Source organism: Streptomyces sp. NPDC024632, from assembly GCF_055559175.1.
The window spans coordinates 195,955-221,772 of the sequence record NZ_JBVHLD010000008.1; the positions used below are offsets into that span (position 1 = coordinate 195,955).

19 protein-coding genes are annotated in these 25,818 nt (G+C 73.3%); 15 read left to right on the forward strand and 4 right to left on the reverse strand.

The window, feature by feature from the left end:
* The first annotated feature begins 373 nt into the window (after positions 1 to 373).
* Together ACZ37P_RS18965 and ACZ37P_RS18970 are read left to right on the forward strand one after the other, a co-directional pair.
* On the forward strand, positions 374 to 2,983 hold the full coding sequence (locus ACZ37P_RS18965) for a discoidin domain-containing protein (RefSeq protein WP_467347567.1): 2,610 nt from the start codon (positions 374 to 376) through the stop codon (positions 2,981 to 2,983).
* 415 nt (positions 2,984 to 3,398) lie between these two features.
* A complete protein-coding gene (locus tag ACZ37P_RS18970) occupies positions 3,399 to 6,359 on the forward strand; it encodes a glycoside hydrolase family 3 C-terminal domain-containing protein (RefSeq protein WP_467347569.1) in 2,961 nt (986 codons plus the stop codon).
* A 92-nt stretch (positions 6,360 to 6,451) separates the two neighbouring features.
* Here the strand turns inward: ACZ37P_RS18970 and ACZ37P_RS18975 are convergent, their stop codons facing one another.
* A complete protein-coding gene (locus ACZ37P_RS18975) occupies positions 6,452 to 6,958 on the reverse strand; it encodes a cupin domain-containing protein (RefSeq protein ID WP_188282239.1) in 507 nt (168 codons plus the stop codon).
* A 139-nt stretch (positions 6,959 to 7,097) separates the two neighbouring features.
* On the opposite strand from ACZ37P_RS18975, the gene ACZ37P_RS18980 reads away from it, so the two are divergent.
* The 13 genes from ACZ37P_RS18980 to ACZ37P_RS19040 all read left to right on the forward strand — a co-directional run bounded on the left by ACZ37P_RS18980 (position 7,098) and on the right by ACZ37P_RS19040 (position 22,390).
* Positions 7,098 to 7,601, forward strand: coding sequence for an RrF2 family transcriptional regulator (locus ACZ37P_RS18980; RefSeq protein WP_467347571.1), 504 nt, complete (start codon positions 7,098 to 7,100; stop codon positions 7,599 to 7,601).
* Positions 7,598 to 8,524: a DsbA family oxidoreductase gene (locus ACZ37P_RS18985; RefSeq protein WP_467347572.1), complete on the forward strand. Its 927-nt coding sequence runs from the start codon at positions 7,598 to 7,600 to the stop codon at positions 8,522 to 8,524. The genes ACZ37P_RS18980 and ACZ37P_RS18985 overlap by 4 nt, the downstream gene beginning before the upstream one ends.
* 579 nt (positions 8,525 to 9,103) lie before the next feature.
* Positions 9,104 to 10,645, forward strand: a complete 1,542-nt coding sequence (locus ACZ37P_RS18990; RefSeq protein WP_467347574.1) for an ABC transporter substrate-binding protein — start codon at positions 9,104 to 9,106, stop codon at positions 10,643 to 10,645.
* Positions 10,642 to 11,718, forward strand: a complete 1,077-nt coding sequence (locus tag ACZ37P_RS18995; protein WP_467347576.1) for an ABC transporter permease — start codon at positions 10,642 to 10,644, stop codon at positions 11,716 to 11,718. The genes ACZ37P_RS18990 and ACZ37P_RS18995 overlap by 4 nt, the downstream gene beginning before the upstream one ends.
* Positions 11,715 to 12,599 carry an ABC transporter permease gene (locus tag ACZ37P_RS19000; protein WP_391052338.1) on the forward strand — a complete coding sequence of 295 codons (885 nt, stop codon included), beginning with the start codon at positions 11,715 to 11,717 and terminating at the stop codon, positions 12,597 to 12,599. Before ACZ37P_RS18995 ends, ACZ37P_RS19000 begins: the two co-directional genes overlap by 4 nt.
* Complete coding sequence (locus ACZ37P_RS19005; RefSeq protein WP_467347577.1) at positions 12,583 to 13,806, forward strand: ABC transporter ATP-binding protein; 1,224 nt, start codon at positions 12,583 to 12,585, stop codon at positions 13,804 to 13,806. Before ACZ37P_RS19000 ends, ACZ37P_RS19005 begins: the two co-directional genes overlap by 17 nt.
* A complete protein-coding gene (locus ACZ37P_RS19010) occupies positions 13,803 to 14,897 on the forward strand; it encodes an ABC transporter ATP-binding protein (protein WP_467347579.1) in 1,095 nt (364 codons plus the stop codon). The genes ACZ37P_RS19005 and ACZ37P_RS19010 overlap by 4 nt, the downstream gene beginning before the upstream one ends.
* A gap of 45 nt (positions 14,898 to 14,942) precedes the next feature.
* Entirely contained in the window at positions 14,943 to 16,025 is a 1,083-nt protein-coding gene (locus ACZ37P_RS19015; protein WP_467347580.1) for an LLM class flavin-dependent oxidoreductase, read from the forward strand.
* Positions 16,022 to 18,529, forward strand: a complete 2,508-nt coding sequence (locus tag ACZ37P_RS19020; RefSeq protein WP_467347581.1) for a molybdopterin-dependent oxidoreductase — start codon at positions 16,022 to 16,024, stop codon at positions 18,527 to 18,529. Before ACZ37P_RS19015 ends, ACZ37P_RS19020 begins: the two co-directional genes overlap by 4 nt.
* Complete coding sequence (locus ACZ37P_RS19025; protein ID WP_391052327.1) at positions 18,526 to 19,746, forward strand: acyl-CoA dehydrogenase family protein; 1,221 nt, start codon at positions 18,526 to 18,528, stop codon at positions 19,744 to 19,746. Before ACZ37P_RS19020 ends, ACZ37P_RS19025 begins: the two co-directional genes overlap by 4 nt.
* A gap of 51 nt (positions 19,747 to 19,797) precedes the next feature.
* The gene (locus ACZ37P_RS19030; protein WP_467347582.1) at positions 19,798 to 20,961 is read left to right on the forward strand and encodes an LLM class flavin-dependent oxidoreductase; all 1,164 of its coding nucleotides are present in this window, start codon (positions 19,798 to 19,800) and stop codon (positions 20,959 to 20,961) included.
* A complete protein-coding gene (locus ACZ37P_RS19035) occupies positions 20,958 to 21,764 on the forward strand; it encodes an alpha/beta hydrolase (protein WP_355345800.1) in 807 nt (268 codons plus the stop codon). The genes ACZ37P_RS19030 and ACZ37P_RS19035 overlap by 4 nt, the downstream gene beginning before the upstream one ends.
* A gap of 74 nt (positions 21,765 to 21,838) precedes the next feature.
* Positions 21,839 to 22,390, forward strand: coding sequence for a flavin reductase family protein (locus ACZ37P_RS19040; protein ID WP_355345797.1), 552 nt, complete (start codon positions 21,839 to 21,841; stop codon positions 22,388 to 22,390).
* A gap of 36 nt (positions 22,391 to 22,426) precedes the next feature.
* On the opposite strand, the gene ACZ37P_RS19045 is transcribed toward ACZ37P_RS19040, so the two are convergent.
* From ACZ37P_RS19045 to ACZ37P_RS19055, 3 genes are all read right to left on the reverse strand, one after another.
* Positions 22,427 to 23,188: a class I SAM-dependent methyltransferase gene (locus ACZ37P_RS19045; protein ID WP_401854251.1), complete on the reverse strand. Its 762-nt coding sequence runs from the start codon at positions 23,186 to 23,188 to the stop codon at positions 22,427 to 22,429.
* Positions 23,189 to 23,447: 259 nt separating this feature from the next.
* A complete protein-coding gene (locus ACZ37P_RS19050; protein ID WP_467347585.1) occupies positions 23,448 to 24,782 on the reverse strand; it encodes a hypothetical protein in 1,335 nt (444 codons plus the stop codon).
* A gap of 166 nt (positions 24,783 to 24,948) precedes the next feature.
* Positions 24,949 to 25,539 carry a lytic polysaccharide monooxygenase auxiliary activity family 9 protein gene (locus ACZ37P_RS19055; RefSeq protein ID WP_355350307.1) on the reverse strand — a complete coding sequence of 197 codons (591 nt, stop codon included), beginning with the start codon at positions 25,537 to 25,539 and terminating at the stop codon, positions 24,949 to 24,951.
* Positions 25,540 to 25,818 lie beyond the last annotated feature (279 nt).

The following is a 25,818-nucleotide window of genomic DNA, read 5'->3' on the forward strand; positions in this document are numbered from 1 at the left end:
GGAAGCGTTTCCGGGTCGGACCGGGGTGCGGGCGAGGTGCGACGGCGCGTCAAGCGGCCTGCCGCGCGGAGACGTCCTGACATACCCGCTGGTCACCGCAGTGCGTTCAACTTGTGTCACCAGCTACGACGGCTTTGCCCGGATTTCTGGAGCTTCCCCATTCGGGAGGACGCACTCTGTGCACAACTCTTGACATGGATGAAACACAGGGAGAACCATCGCGGTGTGCACCCGGGAGAGCGCTCTCACCTCAACAGGTGGGCGCCCGCCCGGACTTCACCGTTTCAGCAGCATCCTGTCGTCCGGCCACCGCAGTTCGGCCGGACGATCACCGACCCCTGCCCCCCCACGTGTGGAACCAGGAGAGTTGCTCATGCTCGCTCCCCCCTCCGGCTCGACGGCGCTGAGACCATCAGCACCGGCGAATCGGCGTAACACCGCCGCGGCGATCATCACGGCCCTGATCGCCTCGTTGCTCCTCTTCGTACCCTCGCACTCCGCCCGCGCGGCGGACACACTGCTCTCCCAGGGCAAGACCGCGACGGCGTCGTCGACCGAGAACGCGGGCACGCCCGCCTCGGCCGCGGTCGACGGCAACACCGGCACCCGCTGGTCCAGCGCCGCCTCCGACCCGCAGTGGCTCCAGGTCGACCTCGGCGCCACGGCGGCCATCAGCTCCGTCACCCTCAACTGGGAGGCGGCGTACGCCAAGGCGTTCAAGATCCAGACCTCGGCCGACGGCACGAACTGGACCGACGCCTACTCCACCACCACCGCGACCGGTGGTGTCCAGACAGTCGCCGTAAACGCTTCCGGGCGTTATGTCCGTATGTACGGTACGGCGCGCGCGACCGGTTACGGTTACTCGCTCTGGGAGTTCCAGGTCTACGGCAGCACGGGCGGCGGGGGCAACCCGCCGGCCACCGGGACGCTGCTCTCGCAGGGCAAGACCGCCACCGCGTCCTCGACCGAGAACGCGGGCACGCCCGCCTCGGCCGCGGTCGACGGCAACGCCGGCACCCGCTGGTCCAGCGCGGCCAGCGACCCGCAGTGGCTCCAGGTCGACCTGGGCGCGTCCGCGACCATCAGCTCGGTCGCGCTCAACTGGGAGGCGGCGTACGCCAAGTCCTTCAAGATCCAGACCTCGGCCGACGGCACGAACTGGACCGACATCTACTCCACCACCACCGGCACGGGCGGCAACCAGACGCTCACCGTGACCGGCACCGGGCGCTACGTCCGGGTGTACGGCACGGTCCGCGCCACCGGATACGGCTACTCCCTGTGGGAGTTCCAGGTGTTCGGCACCGCGGGCAGCGGCGGTGGCGGCACCGGCCCGATCCAGGGCGGCGGCGACCTCGGCCCCAACGTCAAGGTCTTCGACCCGTCCACGCCCAACCTCCAGGGCCAGCTCGACCAGATCTTCGCCCAGCAGGAGTCCAACCAGTTCGGTGACGCCCGCTACCAGGTCTTCTTCAAGCCGGGTACGTACAACGGCATCAACGACCAGGTCGGCTTCTACACCTCGGTCTCCGGCCTGGGCAAGAACCCGGACGACGTCCAGATCAACGGTGACATCACCGTCGACGCGGGCTGGTTCAACGGCAACGCGACCCAGAACTTCTGGCGCTCGGTGGAGAACCTGGCCATCAAGCCGGTCAGCGGCGACGACCGCTGGGCCGTCGCGCAGGCCGCGCCGTTCCGCCGGATCCACGTCCAGGGCGGTCTGAACCTGGCACCGGCCGGTTACGGCTGGGCGAGTGGCGGCTACATCGCCGACAGCAAGATCGACGGCACCGTGGGCCCGTACTCGCAGCAGCAGTGGTACACCCGCGACAGCTCCATCGGCGGCTGGACCAACGGCGTGTGGAACATGGTGTTCTCGGGTGTGAAGGGCGCTCCGGCGCAGGGCTTCCCGAACCCGGTCTACACGACGCTGGCCACGACGCCGGAGTCGCGTGAGAAGCCGTACATGTACCTGGACGGCAACAACTACTCGGTGTTCGTGCCGAGCCTGCGGCAGAACGCGAGCGGCACCTCCTGGCCCAACACGCCGGGTACGTCGATCCCGCTGACGCAGTTCTACGTGGCGCACCCCGGCGACTCCGCGGCGACCATCAACGCGGCGCTCGCGCAGGGGCTGAACCTGCTGCTCACTCCGGGCATCTACCACGTGGACCAGCCGATCAACGTCACGCGCGCCAACACCGTCGTCCTCGGCCTCGGCTACGCCACGGTCGTCCCGGACAACGGCGTGGACGCGGTGAAGGTCGCCGACGTGGACGGCGTCCGGCTGGCGAGCTTCCTGATCGACGCCGGTGCGGGCAACTCGCCGCAGCTCCTCCAGGTCGGCGCGCCCGGTTCGTCCGCGAACCACTCGGCCAACCCGACCACGGTCCAGGACGTGTTCGCCCGGGTCGGCGGCGCGCGCGCCGCTCAGGCCCAGACCGCGTTCGAGATCAACAGCAATGACGTCATCATCGACCACACCTGGATCTGGCGTGCCGACCACGGCAGCGCGCCGACCGGCTGGAACGTCAACCCGGCCGACATCGGTCTGAAGGTCAACGGCAACAACGTGCTGGCGACCGGCCTGTTCGTGGAGCACTTCAAGAAGTACGACGTGGAGTGGTCCGGTCAGAACGGCAGGACGATCTTCTTCCAGAACGAGAAGGCCTACGACGCCCCGAACCAGGCGGCGGTCCAGAACGGCAGTATCCGCGGGTTCGCGGCCTACAAGGTGGACGACAACGTCACCACCCACGAGGGCTGGGGTCTCGGCAGCTACTGCAACTACACGGCCGATCCGTCGATCATCCAGGACCACGGCTTCGAGGCACCGACCACGGCGGGCGTGAAGTTCCACGACCTGTTGGTCGTCTCGCTCGGCGGCATGGGCCAATACGCCCACGTCATCAACAACACCGGGCCGGGCACGTCGGGCACCTCGACCGTACCGTCCACGGTGACGTCGTACCCGTAACCCCATGACGAAGGCCGTCATGGCGCCTGAGACCCCGTAGGCGCGTCGCCCCACAGGCGCGCCTACGGGCACCACCGAGTGCGAGGGGCCGCCGCCCTGTTCAGGGCGGCGGCCCTTCCGCATGTCCGGGAGCGGGCCGTACGGGTCCGGGCCGCTCGGCGCGTGCCGTCTCGGGCCGCTCGCGCGCGCCGTCTCGGGCCGACTCCGGGTGTTCGGGATCGCACCTAATCAGGGCAGTCGCGGACGCAACAGGCGGTCGTAGCGGCCGACTTCACGCAATATGGCGGCGTCGAATCTGCAATAACCCTTGACCTGTGCGCAAGTTGAGCACAATCCTCGGTGAGCACTCTTGGGCTCCATCCCCCCTGGCACGGGCGGCACCCCACACCGCCCGCCGAACCCGAACGGAGTGGCGATGAGACGACGCCCCCTGCTCTCCAGCGTGCTCGCCATCGCGGTCGCCGCGCTGGCCGCGCTGACCGCCGGACCCCTGCCCGCGCAGTCCGCGTCGGCGGTCGACGCCCGGCCGTGGATGAGCGCGGCCGACACCCCCGCGCAGCGCGCCGACGCTCTGCTGGCGCAGATGACCAACGCCGAGAAGATCACGATGATGCACGGCGGCGCGCAGTGCTCATGGGGCGCCTGCGTGGACGCCAACACCCGTCTCGGCATACCCCAGTTACGCCTCCAGGACGGCCCGGCGGGCGTCGCGGACGGCGCGGGCGGCGTCACACAGCTCCCGGCCCCGGTGGCCGCCGCGGCCTCCTGGGACCGCGACCTGGCCAAGAGCTACGGCCAGGTGATCGGCAACGAGGAGTGGGGCAAGGGCGCCAACGTGGTGCTCGGCCCGACGATCAACATCGTGCGCGACCCGCGCTGGGGCCGCGCCTTCGAGTCACTGGGCGAAGACCCTTATCTGACAGGCCAGTTGGGCGCAGCCGACATCCAGGGCATCCAGAGCCAGGGCCCGATGGCCCAGGTCAAGCACTACGCGGACTACAACCAGGAGACCAACCGCAACAACGCCTCGGACAACGTCATCATGTCCGACCGTACCCAGCGGGAGATCTACCTGCCCGCCTTCGAAGCCGCCGTCAAGCAGGGCCAGGCGTACTCGGTGATGTGTTCCTACGCCTCGGTCGCGGGCACCTTCGCCTGCGAGAACGCCCAGTTGATCCAGCAGGTGCTGGAGGGCAACCTCGGCTTCACCGGCTTCGTCACCTCCGACTGGGGCGGCACCCACTCCACGGTCGCCTCGGCCAACAACGGCCTGGACATGGAGATGAACGGCAGCGACTTCTACGGCACGGCGCTCACCAACGCGGTGGCCTCCGGCCAGGTCTCGCAGGCCACGCTCGACGGGCACGTCCGCCGCATCCTCACCGCGATGTTCGCCTCCGGGCTCTTCGACACCACGCAGACCGGCACCATCACCACGCCGGTCAGCACGGACGCGCACCGGACCACGGCCCGGCAGGTCGCCGAGGAGGGCAGCGTCCTGCTGAAGAACGCCTCCGCCGCGCTGCCGCTGGGCTCCGCGAACAAGAAGATCGCCGTGATCGGCGACGACGCGGGTCCCAACGCCATGACGGCGGGCGGCGGCAGCACGCACGTCGGCTCGTCCTCGGTCGTGACCCCGTACTCGGCGCTGGTCACCCGCGCGGGCAGCGGCGCGAGCGTCAACTACGCCCAGGGGTACGCCTCCCCGAGCGGCGAGATCGTCGACAGCCCGTATCTGACGCCCTCTTCGGGCAGCGGCCACGGCCTGTACGGGCAGTTCTACAACGGGACGTCGATGGGCGGCACGCCGGTCCTCTCGCGGGTCGACCCGACGCTGAACTTCCTGTGGGGCGGCGCCTCTCCGGCGTCCGGTGTCCCGGCGACCGGCTGGTCGGCGAAGTGGACCGGCACGCTGACCCCGCCGACCACCGGTACGTACACCTTCGCCCTGACCAGTGACGACGGCAGCAGGCTGTTCGTCAACGGCCAGCAGATCATCAACAACTGGGCGAATCAGCCGACCACCACGAAGACGGGCACGGTGACGCTCACCGCGGGCCAGCCGGTCAGCGTCGAGATCGACTACTTCCAGGACGGCGGCGGCAGCGAGCTGGAACTGGGCTGGCAGATCCCCAACCAGGACCTGCACGGCGAGGCCGTCACGGCGGCGCGCAACGCGGACACCGCGATCGTCTTCGTGAACAAGGGCGAGGGCGAAGGCGCCGACATCAACGACATCTCACTGTCCGGCGACCAGAACCAGCTCGTCACCGATGTCGCGGCGGCCAACCCCAACACCATCGTGGTCGTCAACAGCGGCTCGGCGATCGCCATGCCGTGGGCCAACTCCGTCCGGGGCATCATCGAGAACTGGTATCCGGGCCAGGAGGACGGCAACGCCATCGCCCGGCTCCTCTACGGCGACGTCAACTTCTCCGGCAAGCTGCCGGTGACCTTCCCCGCCTCGATCGCCGACGTCCCCGCCCACACCCCGGCCCAATGGCCCGGCCAGAACAACACCGTGCAGTACAGCGAGGGCATCAACGTCGGCTACCGCTGGTACGACTCGCAGAACAAGACGCCCGCGTACCCGTTCGGCTTCGGCCTGTCCTACACGACCTTCGGCTACTCGGGCCTGACGGTCGGCGCGCCCGACGCGAACGGCAACGTCGCGGTCGGCTTCGACGTCACCAACACCGGCACACGAGCGGGCGCCGAGGTCGCCCAGGTCTACGTCGGACAGCCCGCCACCACCGGCGAACCGCCCAAGAACCTGCGCGGCTTCCAGCGGGTCAGCCTCAACCCCGGCCAGAGCCAGCACGTCACGGTCACCCTGGACGCCCGCAGCTTCCAGTACTGGACCACCACCTGGACCAACGCGGCAGGCACCAACGCCGTCTACGTCGGCTCCTCCTCCCGCGACATCCGCCTCACCGGCCAGACCACCATCCCGGGCGGCGGGACGGGGAATCCGGGTCAGAGCACCACGATCAGCCTCAAGGCGCACGCCAACAGCCAGTACGTGACGGCGGAGAACGCGGGCGCGGCGGCGCTCATCGCCAACCGTACGGCGATCGGCCCCTGGGAGACCTTCGACGCGATCGACCTCGGTTCAGGGACGGTCGCGCTGCGGGCGCACGCCAACAACAAGTACGTGACCACCCCCAACTCCGGGGCCGGTGCGCTGATCGCGAGCAGCAGTACCATCGGCGCCGCCGAGACCTTCGACCTGATCCACGACCCGGACGGCGCGGTGACGCTGCGCGCCCACTCCAACCATCAGTATGTGACGGCGGAGAACGCGGGCGCCGCCGCCCTGATCGCCAACCGTGCGGCGATCGGCCCCTGGGAGGAGTTCGACCTGGTCAACGACTGACCCCGGCCGCCGGTCTCGGACACACATGACGGCACCGGCCCCGGTGACCGGCCCCGGTGACCGCTTCGCGTGACCTTCCGGGTGACGGCTCGTCAGGAGCCGTCACCCGGAAGCGCGTACAGGCTCGGGAGGTTCACCACGATCGCCTCCTGGGTGCTGCGGGCGATGACGACCACGGCCTCCTCGGAGTCGTCCGGGTTCTCCTCGCGGTGCGGCACGAAGGGGGGTACGAAGATGTAGTCGCCGGGCGCGGCGCGCAGCCGCACCTCCTCCGGCTCGCCGCCGGAGTCGTCCACGAAGACGAACTCCGGGCGTCCGCTGACGACATAGATCGCGGTCTCCGACTCGCCGTGGTGGTGGTCGGAGGAGGCGGTGGCGGGGGCGACATGGGTCTGGCCCATCCACAGCCGCTCGGACCCGACGGTCCCGCCGCTGATCGCCGCGAACCGCCGCATGCCGCCGGTCTGCGCGGTGTCGCCGTCGAGGCCGTCGGCCCTGATGTGGTGCAGTCGGCTGCGCAGCGAGCCGTGCGAAGGGTCGGAACCGGCCGGGAGATGCGGATGGAATCCCTCACCGGCGATGGTCGGCTGATCGCTCATGGCAGACGACGCTAGAGGGCGTCCGGAAAAGATGTCAAGAGGTGTCCATTACGGCTCACCTGCACAGACGCACCCTTCCGTGGCCGGTGGAGCCGCCCGCGGTGCCGACTTCCGCCGTCCGGCGCGCCATACTGGAGCCATGCATATCTCCGCGAAGGCGGACTACGCCGCGCGGGCCCTCATGGAGCTGGCCTGCGACATCGACCGCCCGCTGACCTGCGAGGCCATCGCCTCCTCGCAGGAGATTCCGTTCCGATTCCTGAAGTCCGTGGTCGGCGAGCTGCGGCGGGCGGGGCTGGTGCGCAGCCAGCGCGGCTGTGAGGGCGGCTACTGGCTGACCAGACCCGCCGCCGAGATCACGCTGCTCGACGTGGTGCGCGCCGTGGACGGCGAGGTGATCACGCTGCGCGGCGAGCCGTTGGCCGAGCTGGCCTATCCGACGCCCGCCACGGGCCTGCCGAGTGTGTGGCGCACGATCGAGGAGGGCGCCGCCGCCGTGCTGGCCGGGGTGACGATCGCCGCGCTGCTGCCGTCCGGGTCGGCCGCGGCCGGTGGCGCACAGGCCGCCGCGCCGGACACCGCTCCGATCGCCGCTCCGTCCGCCCCTTCGGCGGGCGAGGACCGCCTGGCGGGCGTGGCATGACCGGTCCCCCGCCGCCCGGTGGCACCGACCGCCTCCAGGTCACCGAGTACACCGATCCGCTCTGTCCGTGGGCGTGGGGCTCCGAGCCCGTCTTCCGCGCGCTGCGGGCCGCGCTCGGCGAACAGGCGTCATGGCGGCGGGTGTTCGGCATCCTCTTCGACACCGACGACGACCCGGCGCCCGATCCGGCGGCCGAGACCCGGTGGTACGAGGGCTTCGTCCGGGAGATCAGCGGGCACACCGGGGCTCCGCACGCGGTGCGGCTGAGCCGGGTGGCGGCGACGAGCTGGCCCGCCTCGCTGGTCGCCAAGGCGGCCGAGGCGCAGGGCGGGCAGGTGGCCGACCGGGTGCTGCGGCGGCTGCGCGAGACGATGTTCGTGACCGGCGAGCCCGCCGACACGCTGGACCTGGCGCTGGCCGCCGCCGACGGCGTGCCCGGTCTCGACCCCGTACGCCTGGCCGCCGACGTTGCGTCCCCCCGGGTGCTCGCCGCCGTGACGGCCGACCACCGCGAGACGCGCGCCCCGCTGGCCGATGTGCTGACCGTCACAGCGGCGGGGCCGCATCCCGGCACCGCCAAGGAGACCCCGTCGGGAGAGCTGCGGTACGCGCTGCCCACCGTCGTACTGACCGGGCCGCTCGGGCGTCGCGTGGTGCCCGGCAGGCGCCCGGCGGCGAGCTATCTGGAGGCGGCGCTCGCGGTCGCCCCCGGGGTGTCCGTGTCGGCCGAACAGCCGTCCGCCGAGGCCCTGTTGGCGTACCACCGCAGCCTGACCGGGCCGGAGTGGGAGCTGCTGGCGCCGGGGGTCGCGCCGCCCGCGTCGGCCGTCCCGGTGGCCACCGGGAACGGGCCGCTGTGGCTCCACCCGGCCGAGGCCGCGGCATACCCGGCCCCCGTATCCGTACCCCCGCTGCCGCGTTGACCAGCGGGTCTTTCGCACGCGGTCACCGTTCCACCGAATGAGACACCTTTTGGTGTCCATTGACATCGGCTCGCCCCGGCAGTCAGGATGGGCACATGCTTACGACGCACCCCGGTGTGGTGTGCCGCTACGTGGACTTCCTGCGTACCAGCAGCGCTCTCTGTCGCTGACCGTACGCCCGTGGCCCTCGCGCGGCGCCTGACCGCCCCGCAGACCCCAGGCCCCAGGCCCCCGATCGGCCGGCCTGTGTCCAGGCCCGTGCGCCCCGCCCACGCGTTCTCCCGCTCGTCTTTCCGTGGCCCCGTCGTCCCGTGACGTCCACGCCATGACCCCCGCCGTAACCGCCTGAGGCACCCGCCCCCGGCGCGGCACTCCCCCGTCACGCCCACCGCCCAGTGCCGCCGCCATGGCGCCGCACCGCGATCCGTGCCGCCTCCGTCCTCGGCGCGCCGGTCTCCTGGCCGTCGCCGAGCGGAACGGCACGCTGTATGCCGCCCCCGTCGCGCCGCCCTCACCGTCGAGGGCACCCCCTCGAAACGCACCCTCGAAAGGTGACGCCTCGTCATGAATCGTGCCGCCGTGACCAGTTCTCTTCCCTCCTCCCCGAGCAGACGTTCCTTCCTCGGGCTCGGCCTCGGCGCGGGCGCCGCCCTGGCGCTCGCGGCCTGCGGCAGTGGCAGCGGTACCTCGGGGAGCAGCGCGGGCTCCTCCGTCCTCAAGTGGGGCTGGGCGCTGCCCACTTCGTGGGACCCGGTCTTCTCCTCCGCCGGATGGGACGTGCACTCGCTCTCCCTGGTCTACGCGGGCCTCACGAAGCTCGACCCGCACGGCGCGGCCGTACCGGCGCTCGCCAGCGCGTGGAAGTACAACGCCCTGGGCACGCAGGTGACCTTCACCCTGCGTCCCGGACTGACCTTCTCGGACGGCTCCGCGCTGGACGCCACCGCCGTCAAGAAGAGCCTCGACCGCGGCCGTACCGACCCCAAGTCGCTGGTCGCACCGCAGCTCACCTCGGTCAAGGCGGTGTCCGCGCCGAACGCCACGACCGTCGTGATCGACCTGACGCACGCGGATTACCAGCTCCCCAACCTGCTGGCGGGCAAGACCGGGATGGTCGTCAATCCGGCCGCCTTCACCTCGGACGCCGCGGGCATCGCCTCCAAACCGGCCGGCTCGGGACCCTTCACGCTGACCTCGTACACCCAGAACGCCAAGGCCGTCCTGCGGCGCAACCCCACGTACTGGGACGCGGCCTCGATCAAGCTGAACAACTTCGAGCTGTACCCGCTGCCCGACGCCTCCACGGTCGTCGCGGCGCTCCAGTCGGGGCAGTACAACGTGGCGCAGATCCCGGGCAGCCAGGTCGAGGCGGCCAAGGCGGCCGGGCTCGAAGTGCAGGTCATTCCCTCGATGGTGGTCGCCACCCTGGATGTGAACAGCAGCAAGGCGCCGTTCGACGACCCCAAGGTGGTCGAGGCGCTGAAGTACGCGATCGACCGTGAGGCGCTGCTGAAGACCCAGGCGTTCGGCCACGGCGAGGTCAGCTACCAGCCCTTCCCGAAGGGTTACGCGGGGTACGACCCGGCCAGCGCGAATCTCTTCCCGTACGACCCGGAGAAGGCCAAGCGGTTGCTCGCGGAGGCCGGGCACGCGGGCGGCCTGGACCTCACGCTGACCACGGGCGCCGCGCAGGGCGAGCCCGAGCAGATCCAGGCGCAGCTCAAGAAGGTCGGGATCAACGCGAAGATCGAGGTCATCCCCGAGGCGCAGTTCACCCAGATCATCTACATCCAGCACGACCGGCAGTTGGCCGTCGACCAGTTCGCGGGCCGCGACTCCGCCGTGCAGGCGTTCCAAGTGCTCTTCGGTGAGCAGGGGTTGATGAATCCGGGCCGCACCACGCCGCCGGAGCTGGCCGCCGCCATCGACAAGGTGACCCGCACTCCGCTCGACTCCCCCGACTACCCGAAGGTCCTCCAGGCCGCGAGCGCCACCGCGGTGCGCACCACGCCGAACGTCTTCCTGTTCACTGTGCCGCGCATCCTCGCCAGGGCCCGCGGGGTGTCGGCGCTGCCCGAGACCACGGTGGTGCAGCGCTTCGAAGGGGTGACCGTCGGATGACGGCGCTCGCCGCCGCGCTGCCCCGGCGGCGGTCGGCACGGGCCCGCCGGGCGCTGATCGCGCCGCGGCCGATCGGTTCCGCGGTGCTCACCACCGCCACCGTGTTCCTGCTGTCGTCGCTGCTGACCTTCGGGCTCGGCGCGCTGTCGAACGCCAACCCCGGCGCGGCGGTGCTCGGCGAGACCGCCACGCCCGCCGACATCGACCGGATGAACCACGCCTTCGGCCTGGACCGGCCGCTGCCGGTGCAGTACGTGAGCTGGCTCGGCCACGCCCTGACCGGCGATCTCGGGCGCTCCTGGTTCACCACGCTCCCGGTCTCCGACAGCGTCTTCCGGGCGCTGCCGGTGGACCTGTCGATCGCCGGTCTCGCCCTGGTGATCGCCGTGCTGCTCGGCGCGGCGGGCGGGATCGCCGCCGCGTACAGCAACGGCGGGCGGCTGGACCGCGCGATCACGGCGGCCTGCTCGGTGCTCGGTACGCTGCCGGCCTTCGTCGTCGCGATCGGTCTGATCGCGGTGGTGTCGGTGAAGCTCGGGTGGCTGCCGTCCGGCGGCTACACCGCCTTCGGCGACGATCCGGCGCAGTGGCTGCGCTTCGCGTCGCTGCCCGCCTTCGCGCTCAGCCTGGACGCCGCCGCGAACGTGGCCCGGCAGCTACGGGCCTCGCTGGTCGGGGAGTTGCGGGCGAATTACGTGACGGGCGCGATGATGCGCGGTCTGTCGGCCCGGCGGGTGCTCTTCGGGCACGTGCTGCGCAACGCGGCGGGACCCGCGCTCACCGTCCTCGGCATGAGCGTGCCGATGCTGATCGGCGGCGCGGTCGTCACCGAGCGGATCTTCAACCTGCCCGGTATCGCGCAGCTCTCCCTCCAGGCGGCCCAGCAGCACGATGTGCCGGTCATCCAGGGCACGCTGCTGGTCACGGTGGCGGTGGTCCTGCTCGCCAACATCGCGATCAACGCCGGTCTGCTGGCGCTCAACCCGGCCGCCCGCAGGGGCCGTTCGAAGGCGAACGCGGCATCGGGAGACGCCGCGCTCGCTGACGGCGCGTCACGTGGCGGTGCCTCATGAGGACGCTGCGCCGCACCGGACGGGTGCCCGCCGCCCGTTTCGCACTGGCCGTACTCGCCGTCGTCGCCCTGCTCGCGGTGCTCGGCGGGGTGATCGCCCCGCAGGACCCGCTCGCGCAGGACACCGCGCGGGTGCTCCAAGGTCCCAGCGGATCACACCTGTTGGGGACGGACTACCTCGGCAGGGACGTCCTGAGCAGGCTGCTGGCGGGCACCGGCCGCTCCGTGCTCGGCGCGGTCGAGTCGGTCGGCGCGGCGATGGTCCTCGGCGTCGTGCCGGGCCTCGCGTCGCTGTGGCTCGGCCGCGGCTTCGAGTGGGCCGCGCTGCGCGCGGTGGACGCGCTGATGACGCTGCCGTTCACCCTCTTCGCCATCGCCGCGATCGGCGTCTTCGGCAACGGCCTCAACCAGGCGATGCTCGCGCTCGGCGTGCTGCTGGCCCCGCTGTTCTTCCGGGTGTCCCGCGCCGCCGCGCTGGGCCTGAAGCAGGCCCAGTACGTGGAGGCCGCGGAGCTGATGGGCGCCTCGCGCGGCCGGATCCTGCGGACCCACATCGCCGCGAAGGTGCTGCCGACGATCGCCGTGACCACGGCCCACGCGCTGGCGACGGCGCTGCTGACCGTCGCCTCGCTGACCTTCCTCGGCGTCGGCGTCCAGCCGCCCGCCCCGACCTGGGGCGGCATGCTCGCCAGCGACCTGGGCTATCTCGCCCAGCAGCCGTGGGCGCCCGCCCTGCCCGGCGTCCTGATCATGATCACCGTCGGCGCGCTCAATCTGCTCGCGGACGCCGTACGGGACAGCGGCGCCGATGTCGGGGCCGAGCCGCGAGCCGCCCGCGAACCCCAGGGGAGGAAGGCCGATGACCGTGTCGTCGCTGTCTGAGCCGGGCCGTGCCCGCACCGTCGGTGCGACAGGACCCGTACTCACCGTGGACGGGCTGCACATCACCGTCTCCGGCGGTCGCGCCGAGGCCGTCCGCGACGTGTCCTTCACCGTCCACGCGGGCGAGGCCGTCGGCGTCGTCGGCGAGTCGGGCAGCGGCAAGACGCTGACCTGCCGCTCGCTGCTCGGCGTGCTGCCGCCCGGCTGCCAGGTGTCGGCGGGCAGCGCGGTGCTGGCCGGTGCGGATCCCGACGGTACGGAAGCGGTCGGTACGGCGACGGCCGGTGCCTCGGACGCGGGTGGGTCGGCGGCGGGTGCGTCGGCGGCCGGAAAGGCGTCGCCCGCAAGCCGGTCGTTCGGCAAGGCGTCGGCCGCGAAGTCCTCGGCCAGGAAGTCGTCGGGCGCCGCCTCGTCGGCCGGTACCGATCTGACCGCGCTCGACAAGCGGCAGTGGGAGCGGCTGCGCGGGGTGGAGCTGGGCGCGGTCTTCCAGGACCCGGCCTCGTATCTCAACCCGGCGCTGACCGTGGGCCGCCAGCTCGCGGAGCCGCTGCGCGTACGCCTCGGTCTGAAGCGGGCGCGGGCGCACGAGCGGGCCGTGGAACTCTTCGCCTCGGTCGGCCTGCGCGATCCCGCCGACGTCTACCACCGGTACCCGCACGAGCTGTCGGGCGGCATGCTGCAACGCGTCCTGATCGCCATCGCGGTCGCCTGCGATCCGCGGCTGCTCGTCGCGGACGAGGCGACGACGGCGCTCGACACCGTCGTGCAGGCCGAAGTCCTCGATCTGCTGGCCCAGTTGCGCGACGAGCGCGGTCTCGCCCTGCTGCTGGTCACCCACGACCTGGCCGTCGTCGCCGAGGTCACCGACCGGGTGCTGGTCTTCTACGCGGGCGAGATCGTCGAGGACGGCCCCACCCAGGACGTCGTCCACCGCCCCGCGCACCCCTACACCGCCGCGCTGCTGCGCGTCGCCTCCCTCGGCGACTGGAACCGCCGCGAGCTGGCCGTCATCCCCGGCCGTCCGCCCGAGGCGGGCGAGGCCCCGGTCGGCTGCCGGTTCGCCGACCGCTGCGCCTTCGCCGAGGACCGCTGCCGTACGCGGCCGGTGCCGCTCACCGCGACCGCCGACGGCCGCCGTGTCCGCTGCGTGCGCGCCGCGGAACTCGCCCTGTCCCCGCCGCCCCTCCAGGAGGTGCCCGCATGACCACCACCCCCGCGGCCCGCACGGCGCCGGTCTCCGACGTCTCCCCGCCCACGGCGGACATCGAGCGGCCGGTCGCGCCGTCCGCGGTGCCCGCCGCCGAACGCGAGACGCGGGCGTCGGCGCCCGCGCTCCAGGTCGAAGGGCTCGGTGTCACCTACCAGCGGCGCCCCGGCCACAGCCACAGCGCCCCCGTGCTGAGAGGTGTGGACCTGGAGGTGACGGCCGGTCAGATCCTCGGGGTGATCGGCGAGACCGGGTCGGGAAAGACGACGCTGGCGCGGGCCGTGGTCGGGCTGGCGCCGGTGGTGGCCGGGCGGATCGGCGTGGCGGGCGTCGAGGTCGGCGCGCTGCGCGGACGGGAGTTGCGCGACCACCGGCGGTCCGGGCTGGTGCAGTACATGTTCCAGGACCCGCTGCGTTCGCTGGACCCGGATCTGACGGTGAACGACCTGGTGGGCGAGCCGTTGGCGGTCGCCGGGGTGGAGCGCGCCGAGCGGCGCGGCCGGGTGGCGGAGGCGCTGCACCGGGTGGGGCTCGACGCGGGCACCCTGGGCGGCCGGATTCCGGCCCAGCTCTCCGGCGGCCAGCGTCAGCGCGTGTCCTTGGCGCGGGCGATCGTCACGCGGCCCGCGTTGCTGCTGGCGGACGAGCCGGTCAGCGCGCTGGACGCCTCGAACCGCAACCATGTGCTGCGGCTGCTGGACGAGTTGCGCCGTGACCTGGGCGTGGCCGTCGTCGTCATCTCGCACGACCTCAGCTCGCTGGCCGGGATCGCCGACCGGATCGCGGTGCTGTACCGGGGGCGGCTGGTCGAACAGGGCCCGACCGCCGATGTGTTGGCCCGCCCGCTGCACCCGTACACCGCGCTGCTCACCGCGTCCGCGCCCCGCGTGGACCGCGATCCGTCGAAGCGGCGCGAGCGGCCGGGGCCGCCCGGTGAGGTGCCGGTCTGGGCGGCCGACCCCGGCGCCTGCGTCTTCGCCCACCGCTGCCCGCTGGCGGACGCCGACTGCCGTACGCAACCGGGCAGTTCTCCGCACTCGGGCGAGCGGGCCGCCGCCTGTCACCACCCGGTCGCCGCCGCCCGCTGACCCGCGCCCACCACCAGCAACCCCACGATCTTCGGGAGAGACCCCGTGCCCATCGAATTCATCGGCATCGCCAGCACCCAGCAGTTCAGTGAGACCGGCGCCGCGTCCGGGCCTGTCGTCGACCCCGGCTACCTGACCGAACTGGCCCTGGCGCACGAGGAGTCCGGCTTCGACCGTGTGCTGGTCGCGCACTCCTCCGCGAGCCCCGACGGCTTCACCGTCGCCGACCAGATCCTGAGCCGTACGACCCGGCTCGGTGTGCTGCTCGCCCACCGTCCCGGTTTCGTCGCCCCGACGCTCACGGCCCGCAAGTACGCCACGCTCGACGCCTTCCACCCTGGCCGGGTCGCGCTGCACGTCATCACCGGAGGCGACGACGCCGACCAGGCGCGGGACGGCGACCTCAGCGACAAGCCGACCCGCTACCGGCGCACCGACGAGTTCCTCGACGTGGTGCGCAAGGAGTGGGAGTCGGCCGAACCCTTCGACTACGAGGGCGAGTTCTACACCGTGCGCGGCGGCTACTCGTCGGTCCGCCCGGCCGATCCGATCCCGGTGTACTTCGGCGGCGCGTCCGGTGACGCGGTGCGGGTCGGCGGCAAGCACGCGGATGTGTACGCCTTCTGGGGCGAGCCGCTCGCGGGGATCGCCGAGCGCATCCGGCAGGTCCGCGCGGCGGCGTCGCCGTACGGCCGCGACCCGCGGTTCAGCGTCAGCCTGCGCCCGATACCGGCCGCCACGGAGGCCGAGGCGTGGCGCCGCGCCGAGGACGTCCTGCGGCTGACGAAGGAGAAGGCGGGCGAGGTGCGCAAGGCGTTCAACCTCGACCACACCGCGCAGGAGGGCTCGCGCAGGCTGCTCGAATACGCCGCCAAGGGCGACGTGCACGACAAGCGGCTGTGGACCGCGGTCGCCAAGGTCACCGGGGCCGCGGGCAACTCCACCGCGCTGGTGGGCAGTTACGAGCAGGTCGCCGAGTCGCTGCTGGACTACGTGGGCCTGGGCGTGTCGACCCTCCTGATCCGCGGCTTCAGCCCGCTGGAGGACGCCCGCGACTACGGCGCCCTGGTGCGGCTGGTCCGCGAGCAGACCGACGGCGCCGCGCTGACCGGAGCGGCTGCCGTATGACCGCCGGGACCGGGAGCGCGCCCTCGGTGGGGAGGAGGGCCGGGGCGGTCACCCCGACGACCTCCCACTGGGGGGCGTTCGGGGTACGGCGGAACGCGGACGGCACGGTCACCGCCGTCCCGCACCCCGCCGACCCCTCGCCGTCACCGCTGCTGCGCGGTGTGCCGGGCTCGCTCCGGCACGCCACCCGGATCCGGCGGCCCGCCGCCCGGCGCGGCTGGCTGGAGCACGGCCCCGGTCCCACCTCCGGGCGCGGCGACGAGCCCTTCGTGGAACTCGGCTGGGACGAGGCGCTTGACCTGGCCGCCGCCGAACTGGCGCGGGTCCGCGACGAGTTCGGCAACACAGCGGTGTTCGGCGGCTCGTACGGCTGGGCGAGCGCGGGGCGCTTCCACCACGCGCAGAGCCAACTCCACCGGTTCCTGGCGCAGTTCGGCGGCTACACGGGCTCGCGCAACTCGTACAGCCTGGGCACCTCGCTGGTGCTGCTGCCGTATCTGGTCGGCGACGCGGAGTCGGTGCTGCGGTCCTCGTCCACCTGGCCGACGATCACCGGGCACACCGAACTGATCATCGCCTTCGGCGGAATCCCCGCGAAGAACGTGCATGTCACCCCCGGCGGGGTGACCCGGCACGGCACGCCCGGCCATCTGTCGGCGCTGGCCGCGGCCGGTGCCCGGGTCGCGCTGGTCAGCCCGCTGCGCGACGACCTGCCGGACGGCCTGGACGCCGACTGGTACCCGATCCGCCCGGCGACCGACACCGCGCTGATGCTGGCGCTCGCCCACACCCTGGTCGACGAGGGCCTGTACGACCGGGAGTTCGTCGACCGGTACTGCGCCGGGGCCGACACCTTCCTGCGCTATCTGCGCGGCGCCGACGACGGCACGGTGAAGGACGCGCGGTGGGCCGCGGCGCTCACCGGCATCCCGGCCGACCGAATCCGCGACCTGGCCCGCAGCGCCGCGCGGCAGCGCACCCTGGTCACCGTCACCTGGTCGTTGCAGCGCATCCAGCACGGCGAGCAGCCGGTGTGGGCGGCGCTCGCGCTGGCCGCGCTGCTCGGCCAGATCGGACTGCCGGGCGGCGGATTCGGCCACGGCTACGGCTCGATGGGCGACGTGGGGGACACCGGTCCGCAGGTCCGGCTGCCGTATCTGCCCCAAGGGCCCAATCCCGTCGCGGAGTTCATCCCCTGCGCCCGGATCGCGGACCTGCTGCTGCGTCCCGGCGAGGAGTACGACTACGACGGCACGCGCCGCCGCTACCCGGACATCCGGCTGGTGCACTGGGCCGGCGGCAACCCCTTCCACCACCATCAGGACCTTGGCAGGCTGCGGCGCGCCTTCGGGCGGCCGGACACCGTGCTGGTGCACGAGACGCACTGGACGGCGACCGCCCGCCACGCCGACCTGGTGTTCCCCGCCACCACGTCCCTGGAGCGTGAGGACATCGGCGGCGGGCGGCGCGACACCCATCTGATCGCCATGCACCGCGCGGTCGAGCCGGTCGGCGAGGCCCGCGACGACCACGCGATCCTGGCCGGTCTGGCCGAACGCCTCGGATTCGGCGAGCGGTTCACCGAGGGACGGGACCCGGCGGGATGGCTGGAGCACCTGTACACGCGGTGGGCCGAGGAGTTGGCGGCGACCGGGGGCGGCGAGCCGCCCGCCTTCGCGGACTTCTGGTCGGCGGGCGAGTGGGAACTGCCGCCGCAGCCCGCCGAGCGCACGCTCTTCGCCAGCTTCAGGGCCGACCCGCTGGGCGCGCCCCTGGCCACCCCCAGCGGCCGGATCGAGCTGACCAGCGCGACGGTGGCCGCCCTCGGGCTGCCCGACTGCCCCGGCCACCCGGCCTGGCTCGAACCCGACGAGTGGCCGGGCGCCCCGGCCGCGGACCGGCTGCCGCTGCTGCTGATCGCGAACCAGCCCGCCAACCGGCTGCACAGTCAGCTCGACACCGGGGCCGCGAGCCTGGACGCCAAGGTCGCCGGGCGCGAGGCGCTGCGGATCCATCCGGCGGACGCGGCGGCCCGTTCGGTCCGCGACGGCGATCTGGTGCGGATCTTCAACGACCGGGGCGCCTGCCTGGCGGGCGCGGTGCTCACCGACCGGGTACGGCCCGGTGTCGTACGGCTGCCGACCGGCGCGTGGTTCGACCCGGTGCCCGGTCACGAGCCGCCGCTGTGCGCGCACGGCAATCCGAACGTGCTGACCGCCGACATCCCCAGCTCACGGCTCTCCCAGGGCTGCACCGGCCAACACGCGCTGGTCGAGGTCGAGTTGTGGGCCGGAGGGCCGCCGCCCGAGGTGACCGTCCGCCGGCCGCCCGCCTTCGCCGACGATCCGCGCGCGGGCCGTACGGCGCACGCGACACCCTCGACGGCCGCCGCGGGACCGGCCACCGCTGACACGTACGCGCCCGGCCCGTACGGCCGCCTCGGACCACCCGAGCCCGGCGACCCCCACTTCGAACGGCCCCACCACAGGAAGGCCACACCGTGACCACCGACCTCGCGTCCTCGTCCGGCACCGGCTCCGCCGCGCCCGCGGACGCCGCCGCCACCGGCCTGCCCGCACCCGACTACGACCGGCTGCCCGAGGTCGCGGCGGCGCTGGCCGCGCGGGCCGGTGAGCACGACCGGGACGCGAGCTTCCCGCACGAGGGCGTGGCCGCCGTGCACGCCGCCGGACTGCTCACCGCGACCGTCGACCGCGGCCACGGCGGCGCGGGGGCCGGTCTCGCCGACACCGTACGCATCCTGCGGGCGCTCGGCGGCGGCGATCCGGCGGTCGCCCTGGTCACGTCGATGACGCTGTTCGCGCACGCGGCGCAGGCCCGCGCCCCGCACTGGCCGCAGGACACCTACGGCGAGCTGCTGGCCGAGTCGGCGCGACGCCCGGCGCTGGTGAACGCCCTGCGGGTGGAGCCCGATCTGGGCAGTCCGGTACGCGGCGGGCTTCCGGCGGCCACCGCGCGGCGGCGCGAGGACCACTGGGAGCTGACCGGGCACAAGATCTTCTCGACCGGCGCGGTGGCGCTGCGCTGGATGATGGTGTGGGCGCGCACCGACGAGGAGCCGGTGCGGACCGGTTCGTTCCTGGTGCGCACCGACTCGCCGGGCATCGAAGTGCGGCCCACCTGGAACCACTTGGGGCTGCGCGCCAGCCGCAGCGACGACGTGCTGTTCGACTCGGTCCGTGTGCCGCTCGGCCGCACCGCCGGGCTCGCGGAGCCCGGCCAGGACGGCGGCCGGGACGTCGTGGGCGGTGCCTGGAACTCGCTGGGCCTGACCGCGCTCTACCTCGGCGTGGCGCGCGCCGCCCAGCGGTGGCTGACCGGTTTCCTGCACGAGCGCGTGCCCAGCGCGCTCGGCGCTCCGCTGGCCACGCTGCCGCGCTTCCAGAGCGCGGTCGGCGAGATCGAGGTCCAACTGGCCGGTGCGGAAAGGCTGGTGGCGGCGCTGGCCGAGGCCGTCGACAGCGGCGATCCGCTCGCCGCCGCGGAGGCGGGCGGCGCGAAGGTGCTCGGCACCCGGGCCGCGATCGGTTCGGTCGAGCAGGCCGTCGCGCTGATCGGCAACAACGGCCTGACCAACGACAACCCGCTGCAACGCCATCTGCGGGACGTGCTGTGCTCCCGCGTCCACACCCCGCAGGACGACTCGGTGCTGCTCGGCACCGGGCGCGCCGCCCTCGACCTCGGCGGGTCCGCCCGCTGACCCCCTTTTCGCTTTCTCTCCCGCTCCCTCTCACGAAAGGCCCCAGCAGCCATGCCTGTTGAGTTCATCGGCATGATCGGCACCCGCGACGTCTCCGAGGTCCGTCCTCCGTCCGGGCCGGTCGTCGACCCCGACTACACGCGGCGGTTCGCCCTCGCCCACGAGGAGGCGGGCTTCGACCGCGTCCTGATCGGCTACGGCTCCGGCAGCCCCGACGGTACGCAGGTCGCCGCCCATGTCGCCGCGCACACCGAGCGGTTGGGCCTGTTGGTGGCGCACCGCCCCGGCTTCGTCGCCCCGACCCTTGCGGCCAGGACCTTCGCCACCCTCGACCAGTTCTCCGGCGGGCGCACCGCGGTGCACATCATCACCGGCGGGCACGACGCCGAGCAGCGCAGGGACGGCGACCACCTCGGCAAGGACGACCGCTACGCGCGGACCGACGAGTACATCGGCATCCTCAAGTCCGCCTGGACCAGCACGGAACCGGTCAGCCACGAGGGCCGCTTCTACCACTATGAGGACTACCTCTCCGAGGTGCGCCCGGTCACCGAGCCCCGCATCCCGCTGTACTTCGGCGGCTCGTCCGAGGCGGCCTACCGGGTCGGCGGCAAGCACGCCGACGTCTTCGCGCTGTGGGGCGAACCGCTGGCGGAGACGGCGGAGCAGATCGCGTCCGTGCGGGCCGCGGCCGAGGCGGCGGGCCGCACCGAGCCGCCGCGGATCAGCGTCTCCTTCCGGCCGATCCTCGGCCGTACCGAGGAGGAGGCGTGGGACCGCGCGCACCGCATCCTGGACACCATCAACTCCCGCGGCGCGGCGGGGTCGTTCGTCGGCAGCCGCCGCACGACCCTGCCGGTCGGCCCGGACGCCCAGCCGCAGAACACCGGCTCGCAGCGGCTGCTCGCCGCCGCGGCCAAGGGGGAGCTGCACGACCGCGCGCTGTGGACCCCCACCGCCAAGGCGACCGGGGCGGCGGGCAATTCGACCGCCCTGGTCGGCACGCCGGAGACCGTCGCCCAGGCGCTGCTGGACTACGTGGACATCGGCGTCACCACGCTGCTGATCCGCGGCTACGACCCGCTGGACGACGTGATCGACTACGGCCGTGACCTGCTGCCGTTGGTCCGGGCCGAGGTGGCCCGGCGCGACGCGGACGCGACGGGCGTGTCCGGCTCCGCTCCCGCGGTCGCCGCCGTGAGCGGTGCCCGATGAGCGCCCCGGTCGGCCTCGCCGAGGCCACCGGCGACCCGGTGCACCCGCGAGTCCCGAGCCCGGCGGAGGAGGCCGCGCCGGTCGCGGACTGGTACCCGGCCGCGGGCCTGGCGCACCGCGGCACCGTCGTCCTGCTCCCCGGGCGCGGTGAACACCCGGGCGTGTACGAGCGGTTCGGCCGACGGCTGGCGGCCGACGCGTATGTCGTCCACGTACTCGACGTGCCCGAGGACGGCGATCCCGAGCCGGTCGCGGGCGCCGTCGAAGCGATCGCGGCGGGCGCGGCCAGGCCGCTGGTGCTGGCCGGTTCCGACAGCGGGGCCCTGCACGCGCTGGCAGCCGCGGGGCGTACGGGCGTCGCACCGGACGCGCTGCTGCTCGCCGGGGCGCCGGAACCGGGCGCGGCGGCCGGGTGGGACGACGAGCTGGCCGTACGCACGGCGTGCCCGACGCACCGGGGGCGGCTGGACGCCGACCCGCTGTTCGTCGCCGGCGCCCTCGCCGCCCCCGTCCCCGGCGCGCTGGCCGAGGCCGCCGACGCGGCGCTCACAGCCGGGCTCCCGTTCCCGGCCCTCGTGCTGCACGGCGCGGCCGACCCGGTCTCCGCGCCGTCCGTCGCCCACTCCCTGGCCGCGCGGCTGCCCGCGGCGACCCTGGCCACGGTGACGGACGGCAGGCACGACGTGCTCAACGACATCCAGCACCGCAGTGTCGCCGCCCTCGTCGTCCAGTGGCTGGAGCGGCTGCGTATCGCTCCCTCGCTCCCGCCGATCCTCACGGTGACCCCGGTCGCCGCGCCCTGACGCCCCGCCATGTGCCGGGCCCCGTAAGGGGTCCGGCCACTCCCCTGGCATCCGACCCGGAAGGACCGCCCGTCATGACCGCGACCCCGTCGCTCGCCGCTGCCACCAACTCACCCGTGGATCACACCCGTTCCGCCGCCGGAGCGGTACGTCCGGCCGATCTGCTGCGGCGTACGCTGCGGCGGCAGGCGACGGCGGTGACCGTCGTGACCGTGCCGGGTCCCGCGGGATTCACCGCGACGTCCTTCACCTCGGCATCCCTCGAACCGGCCCTGGTGTCCTTCTACTTGTCCACCACGGCGTCCACGGCGGGCGCCGTCAGGTCGGCCGACCGTTTCGCGGTGCATCTGCTCGGGTCCGACCAGGAGGACCTGGCGCGGGGCTTCGCGCGCAGTGGAGTGGACCGGTTCGCCGGGGTGGACTGGACACCGGACACGGGCGGGCTGCCGCTGCTGTCCGGGGTGCCGGCCTGGCTGACCGCCCGTACCGTGCACGTCCACGACGTCGGCGACCACTTCCTCGTGGTCGGCCATGTGGAGGACGCGGGAGGTCCCGGCGCGGACTCGCCGCTGGTCCACCACGACGGGGCGTTCGGCACCTTCCACACCGACCGGCCCCGCGCGTAACCGCGGCGGGCGTCGCGGGGGGGGGCGGTCCCGGCGTCAGGCCGCCTTCCGCGCCTCGATGAGGAAGCGGGTCACCGTGGCCGTGAACGACCCCTCGGACGTGATGTGTTCGTGCAGGGCGCGCAGGGTGTCGCGGTGCTCGGCGACCGTGAAGCCGGGGACCATCCAGATGACCTTGCGCAGGTAGTAGACGACCGCGCCGATGTCGTGGAATTCCATCCGCAGCGACTCGGCGCGCAGGTCGACCACCTCGAGTCCGGCCGCGGCGGCGCCCGCACGCGCCAGGTCGGGGTGGCGCGCGCCGCGCACCGCGTCGGGCTGCTCTCCGAGGAAGAACTCCACGAGTTCGAACGCGCTGGCCGGGCCGACCTGTTGGGAGAAGTACGTGCCGCCGGGGCGCAGGACGCGCGCGATCTCGTCCCACCACACCGTCACGGGGTGGCGGCTGGTCACCAGGTCGAACGCCTCGTCGGCGAAGGGCAGCGGGGGCTCGTCCGTGTCCGCGACGACGACCGCGCCGCGCGGGTGCAGCAGCGCGGTCGCCTTGGCCACATTCGGCGGCCACGACTCGGTCGCGGCCATCAGCGGCGGCAGCGCGGGCACCCCGGCGAGCACTTCGCCGCCGCCGGTCTGGATGTCGAGCGCGGCCGACGCCCGGCCGAGACGCTCGCCCATCCGCCGCTGATACCCCCACGACGGCCGCTGCTCGGTCGCCCGCCCGTCCAGCCAGGAGAAGTCCCACCCGTCGACCGACACCGAGTCGGCCTCCGCCACCAGCGCGTCGAAGTCACGTTCCATCCCGGCATCATCGCCGCAGGCCGTCTGCCGGACCACTCCATTAACCCGGACCCCGACCGCCTCGGACCTCGACCAGCCAGGGCTCGGGCCTCGAACACACCCGAGCCTCGACCAGCCCAGGCTTCGACCACCTCGGACCTCGACCACCTCGGACCTCAATCACACCCGGGCCTCGATCAACCGGCGCCTGGACCACGGGCCGTACCTGAGGAGCCGGCCAGCAAGGGGGCCGTCCCGCGCCGGAGGCGGCCCCTGCCGCTCAGCGCACCGGCACCCCGCCGTAGCCCTGGACGATCGGCCGCCAGGTCGGCTGGAACTGGGGAAGGGTCGAGCCGACCGCCCACGCGGTGGGTGTGCCGGGCAGCGGGTGCGGCACGGCGGCCACGCCGAAGAGCGAGGCACCCTGGCCCGCCGCGTCGGTCGCCGCGGGCTCGGCGTGCCAGGCCGCGCCGTCCCAGCGCATGGTGAACGCCGGTGTGGCCACGCCCTGTTGCTCGCCGACGGCGAGCAGGCCGTGCTCGCCGTACGCGGTGACGCCGTGCAGGTCCGCGTGGACGGCGGGCCCCGCGACCTCCGTCCACGTACGCCCGTCCCAGTGCAGGGTCAGCGGGGAGTTCGTGCCGTCCGGCGTGCTGCTCCCGCCGACCGCCCACACGTCGTCGGGGCCGAGCACGGCGACGCTCTCCAGCGACTCGCCGCGGCCGGCGGTGTGCGGCGTCGGCACGATCAGCCAGGCCGCGCCGTCCCAGCGCTCGACGAGCGGGCGGCCCTCGCCCCGCGCGTCGTAGACGACGCCGACGGCCCAGACACGACCGTCGCCGTCGGCCGCCGCACCCGACAGCAGCGCGTCGCCGCCAGGCTCCGGGGTGGCGACCGACGACCAGGCGCGCCCGTTCCAGTGGTACGCCAGCGGGCGCGGCGCGCCGATCCGGTCCTGCGCGGTGACGCCGACCGTCCAGAGGTCGTCCGGGCCGGTGCCCGCGAGCGCCGACGGGTACGCCGACCGGTCGGCGGCCTCCGCGGGCAGCGGGACCTCCTGCCAGCGGCGGCCGTCGAAGTGCTCGGCCAGCGAGCGGTCCTGGAACGCCGCGGCGTCGTTCCAGGAGCCGACGGCCCAGACGTCACGGGCGGACAGCGGCAGTACGGCGTCGAGCTTGCCGTTCGCCGCCGCGCCGCCGGACGGCCGGTGGGCGAGCGGGCCGGTGGCGTTCCACCGGGCGCCGTCGAACCGCTCGGCGACGGGGACGTTCACGCCCGACGGGTCCTCGCGGTAGCCGACCGACCACGCGTCGAGCGAGTCGCGGGCCGCCACGGCGCGCAGTTCCTCGTCCCGCTCGGGCCCGGCCGCGCGGCGGCTGCGCCACACCGGCAGGTCGGGGCCGCCGGGCGCGGGCGCGGCAGCGGAAACGTCCGGCACCGGGGCGAAGGCCGAATCCCGTACCCCGTCGCCGGGCGCCGCCGTCGCCGTCGCCGCGCCCGCTCCCGTTCCGGCGAGCGCCGCCGCAGCCGTGAGGGCCGCCGCGGCGAGCACTCCGCCGCGCGCCCGCCTCGGGCCGAGGCCCCGCGTCAGTCGCCGTCCCCGTCGTGTCCGCATCCCGCTGCCGCCTCCGTCGTCGTGTCGCGCGCCGTCCGGGCGTCCGAACGGCCCGGTTCCGGCTTCGACACTGCCCTACGCGGCGGCGCGGGTGCGGCTGCCCACGCCGGGCGTTACGGTGACGCGCCGTCAGCGGGGCAGGACGGCGGCGGCCCCGGACGGTGCGTCAGAACTGCACGTCGGCGCAGGAGTAGAAGGCGTTCGCGGTGTCCGCGATGGTCCAGACGCCGACGATGAGCTGCTTGCCGCTCAGCCCGCTGGGGATCGTGCCCTGGTGGACGACGGTGGCGGGCGGCTGGGAGCCGTTGTAGGGGATCTTCAGGAAGGGCGTGGTGTTGAGCATCGCCCGGGTGAGCGGCTTCTTCGGGTCGTACCCGGCCTTGGTCAGGTAGTACGAGAAGTCGGTCGTCGAGTGCCGGGCGGTCAACTTCCAGGTGAAGGTGTAGCTCTGACCGCCCGTCACGTGCGTGGCGGGCCAGCCGCCGTTGCGCGGGTCGTCGAGCTGGGCGAAGCGGCTGTTGGCGCCGCTGCAGATCTTGCCGTCGGCGGGACCGCCGGCCGGGAAGCCCTTGGGGCCCTCGACGCTCTGCGGCTCGTACTGGATGTCGCCGCAGTTCGTGACGGTCCCGGCGGCGCACAGCGCCTGGCGGCTGGGCGGGGTGCTGATGTAGCCGTGACTGCTGGCGCTTCCGGTGGCGAGCACGAACGAACCGGCGACGCCGAGCCCGATCACGGCCGCACTGATCTTCTTGCGCATGGCGTACTCCTTGAGAACGTGGGGGAGTTCCGCGGATGTCTACGGTCGTACGCGGCCCGGACCTGCCCGTGCGGCACAAGACCACACCGATCCAGGTCTAGACCAAGTCGCACCCTAGTCCCAGGATTTAGTCATGTCCACACCAAGAATCAGCCGTGCGGCGGCGCAATGTGTCCGCTACGCACGGCGGGGGGGGGGGGGGGGGGGGGGGGGGGGGGGGTGGGTGGGGGGGGGGGGGGGGAGGGGGTGGGGGGGGGGGGGGGGGGGGGGGGGAGGGGG

What these genes read in the sequence shown, in the direction of transcription:
- ACZ37P_RS19035 (WP_355345800.1), top strand. Translation starts at nt 20,958, where the DNA reads ATGAGCGCCCCGGTCGGCCTCGCCGAGGCCACCGGCGACCCGGTGCAC.
- ACZ37P_RS19000 (WP_391052338.1), top strand. Translation starts at nt 11,715, where the DNA reads ATGAGGACGCTGCGCCGCACCGGACGGGTGCCCGCCGCCCGTTTCGCA.
- ACZ37P_RS18985 (WP_467347572.1), top strand. Translation starts at nt 7,598, where the DNA reads ATGACCGGTCCCCCGCCGCCCGGTGGCACCGACCGCCTCCAGGTCACC.
- ACZ37P_RS19055 (WP_355350307.1), bottom strand. Translation starts at nt 25,539, where the DNA reads ATGCGCAAGAAGATCAGTGCGGCCGTGATCGGGCTCGGCGTCGCCGGT.
- ACZ37P_RS18980 (WP_467347571.1), top strand. Translation starts at nt 7,098, where the DNA reads ATGCATATCTCCGCGAAGGCGGACTACGCCGCGCGGGCCCTCATGGAG.
- ACZ37P_RS18970 (WP_467347569.1), top strand. Translation starts at nt 3,399, where the DNA reads ATGAGACGACGCCCCCTGCTCTCCAGCGTGCTCGCCATCGCGGTCGCC.
- ACZ37P_RS18975 (WP_188282239.1), bottom strand. Translation starts at nt 6,958, where the DNA reads ATGAGCGATCAGCCGACCATCGCCGGTGAGGGATTCCATCCGCATCTC.
- ACZ37P_RS19030 (WP_467347582.1), top strand. Translation starts at nt 19,798, where the DNA reads ATGCCTGTTGAGTTCATCGGCATGATCGGCACCCGCGACGTCTCCGAG.
- ACZ37P_RS19010 (WP_467347579.1), top strand. Translation starts at nt 13,803, where the DNA reads ATGACCACCACCCCCGCGGCCCGCACGGCGCCGGTCTCCGACGTCTCC.
- ACZ37P_RS19050 (WP_467347585.1), bottom strand. Translation starts at nt 24,782, where the DNA reads ATGCGGACACGACGGGGACGGCGACTGACGCGGGGCCTCGGCCCGAGG.
- ACZ37P_RS18965 (WP_467347567.1), top strand. Translation starts at nt 374, where the DNA reads ATGCTCGCTCCCCCCTCCGGCTCGACGGCGCTGAGACCATCAGCACCG.
- ACZ37P_RS19040 (WP_355345797.1), top strand. Translation starts at nt 21,839, where the DNA reads ATGACCGCGACCCCGTCGCTCGCCGCTGCCACCAACTCACCCGTGGAT.
- ACZ37P_RS19045 (WP_401854251.1), bottom strand. Translation starts at nt 23,188, where the DNA reads ATGGAACGTGACTTCGACGCGCTGGTGGCGGAGGCCGACTCGGTGTCG.
- ACZ37P_RS19020 (WP_467347581.1), top strand. Translation starts at nt 16,022, where the DNA reads ATGACCGCCGGGACCGGGAGCGCGCCCTCGGTGGGGAGGAGGGCCGGG.
- ACZ37P_RS18995 (WP_467347576.1), top strand. Translation starts at nt 10,642, where the DNA reads ATGACGGCGCTCGCCGCCGCGCTGCCCCGGCGGCGGTCGGCACGGGCC.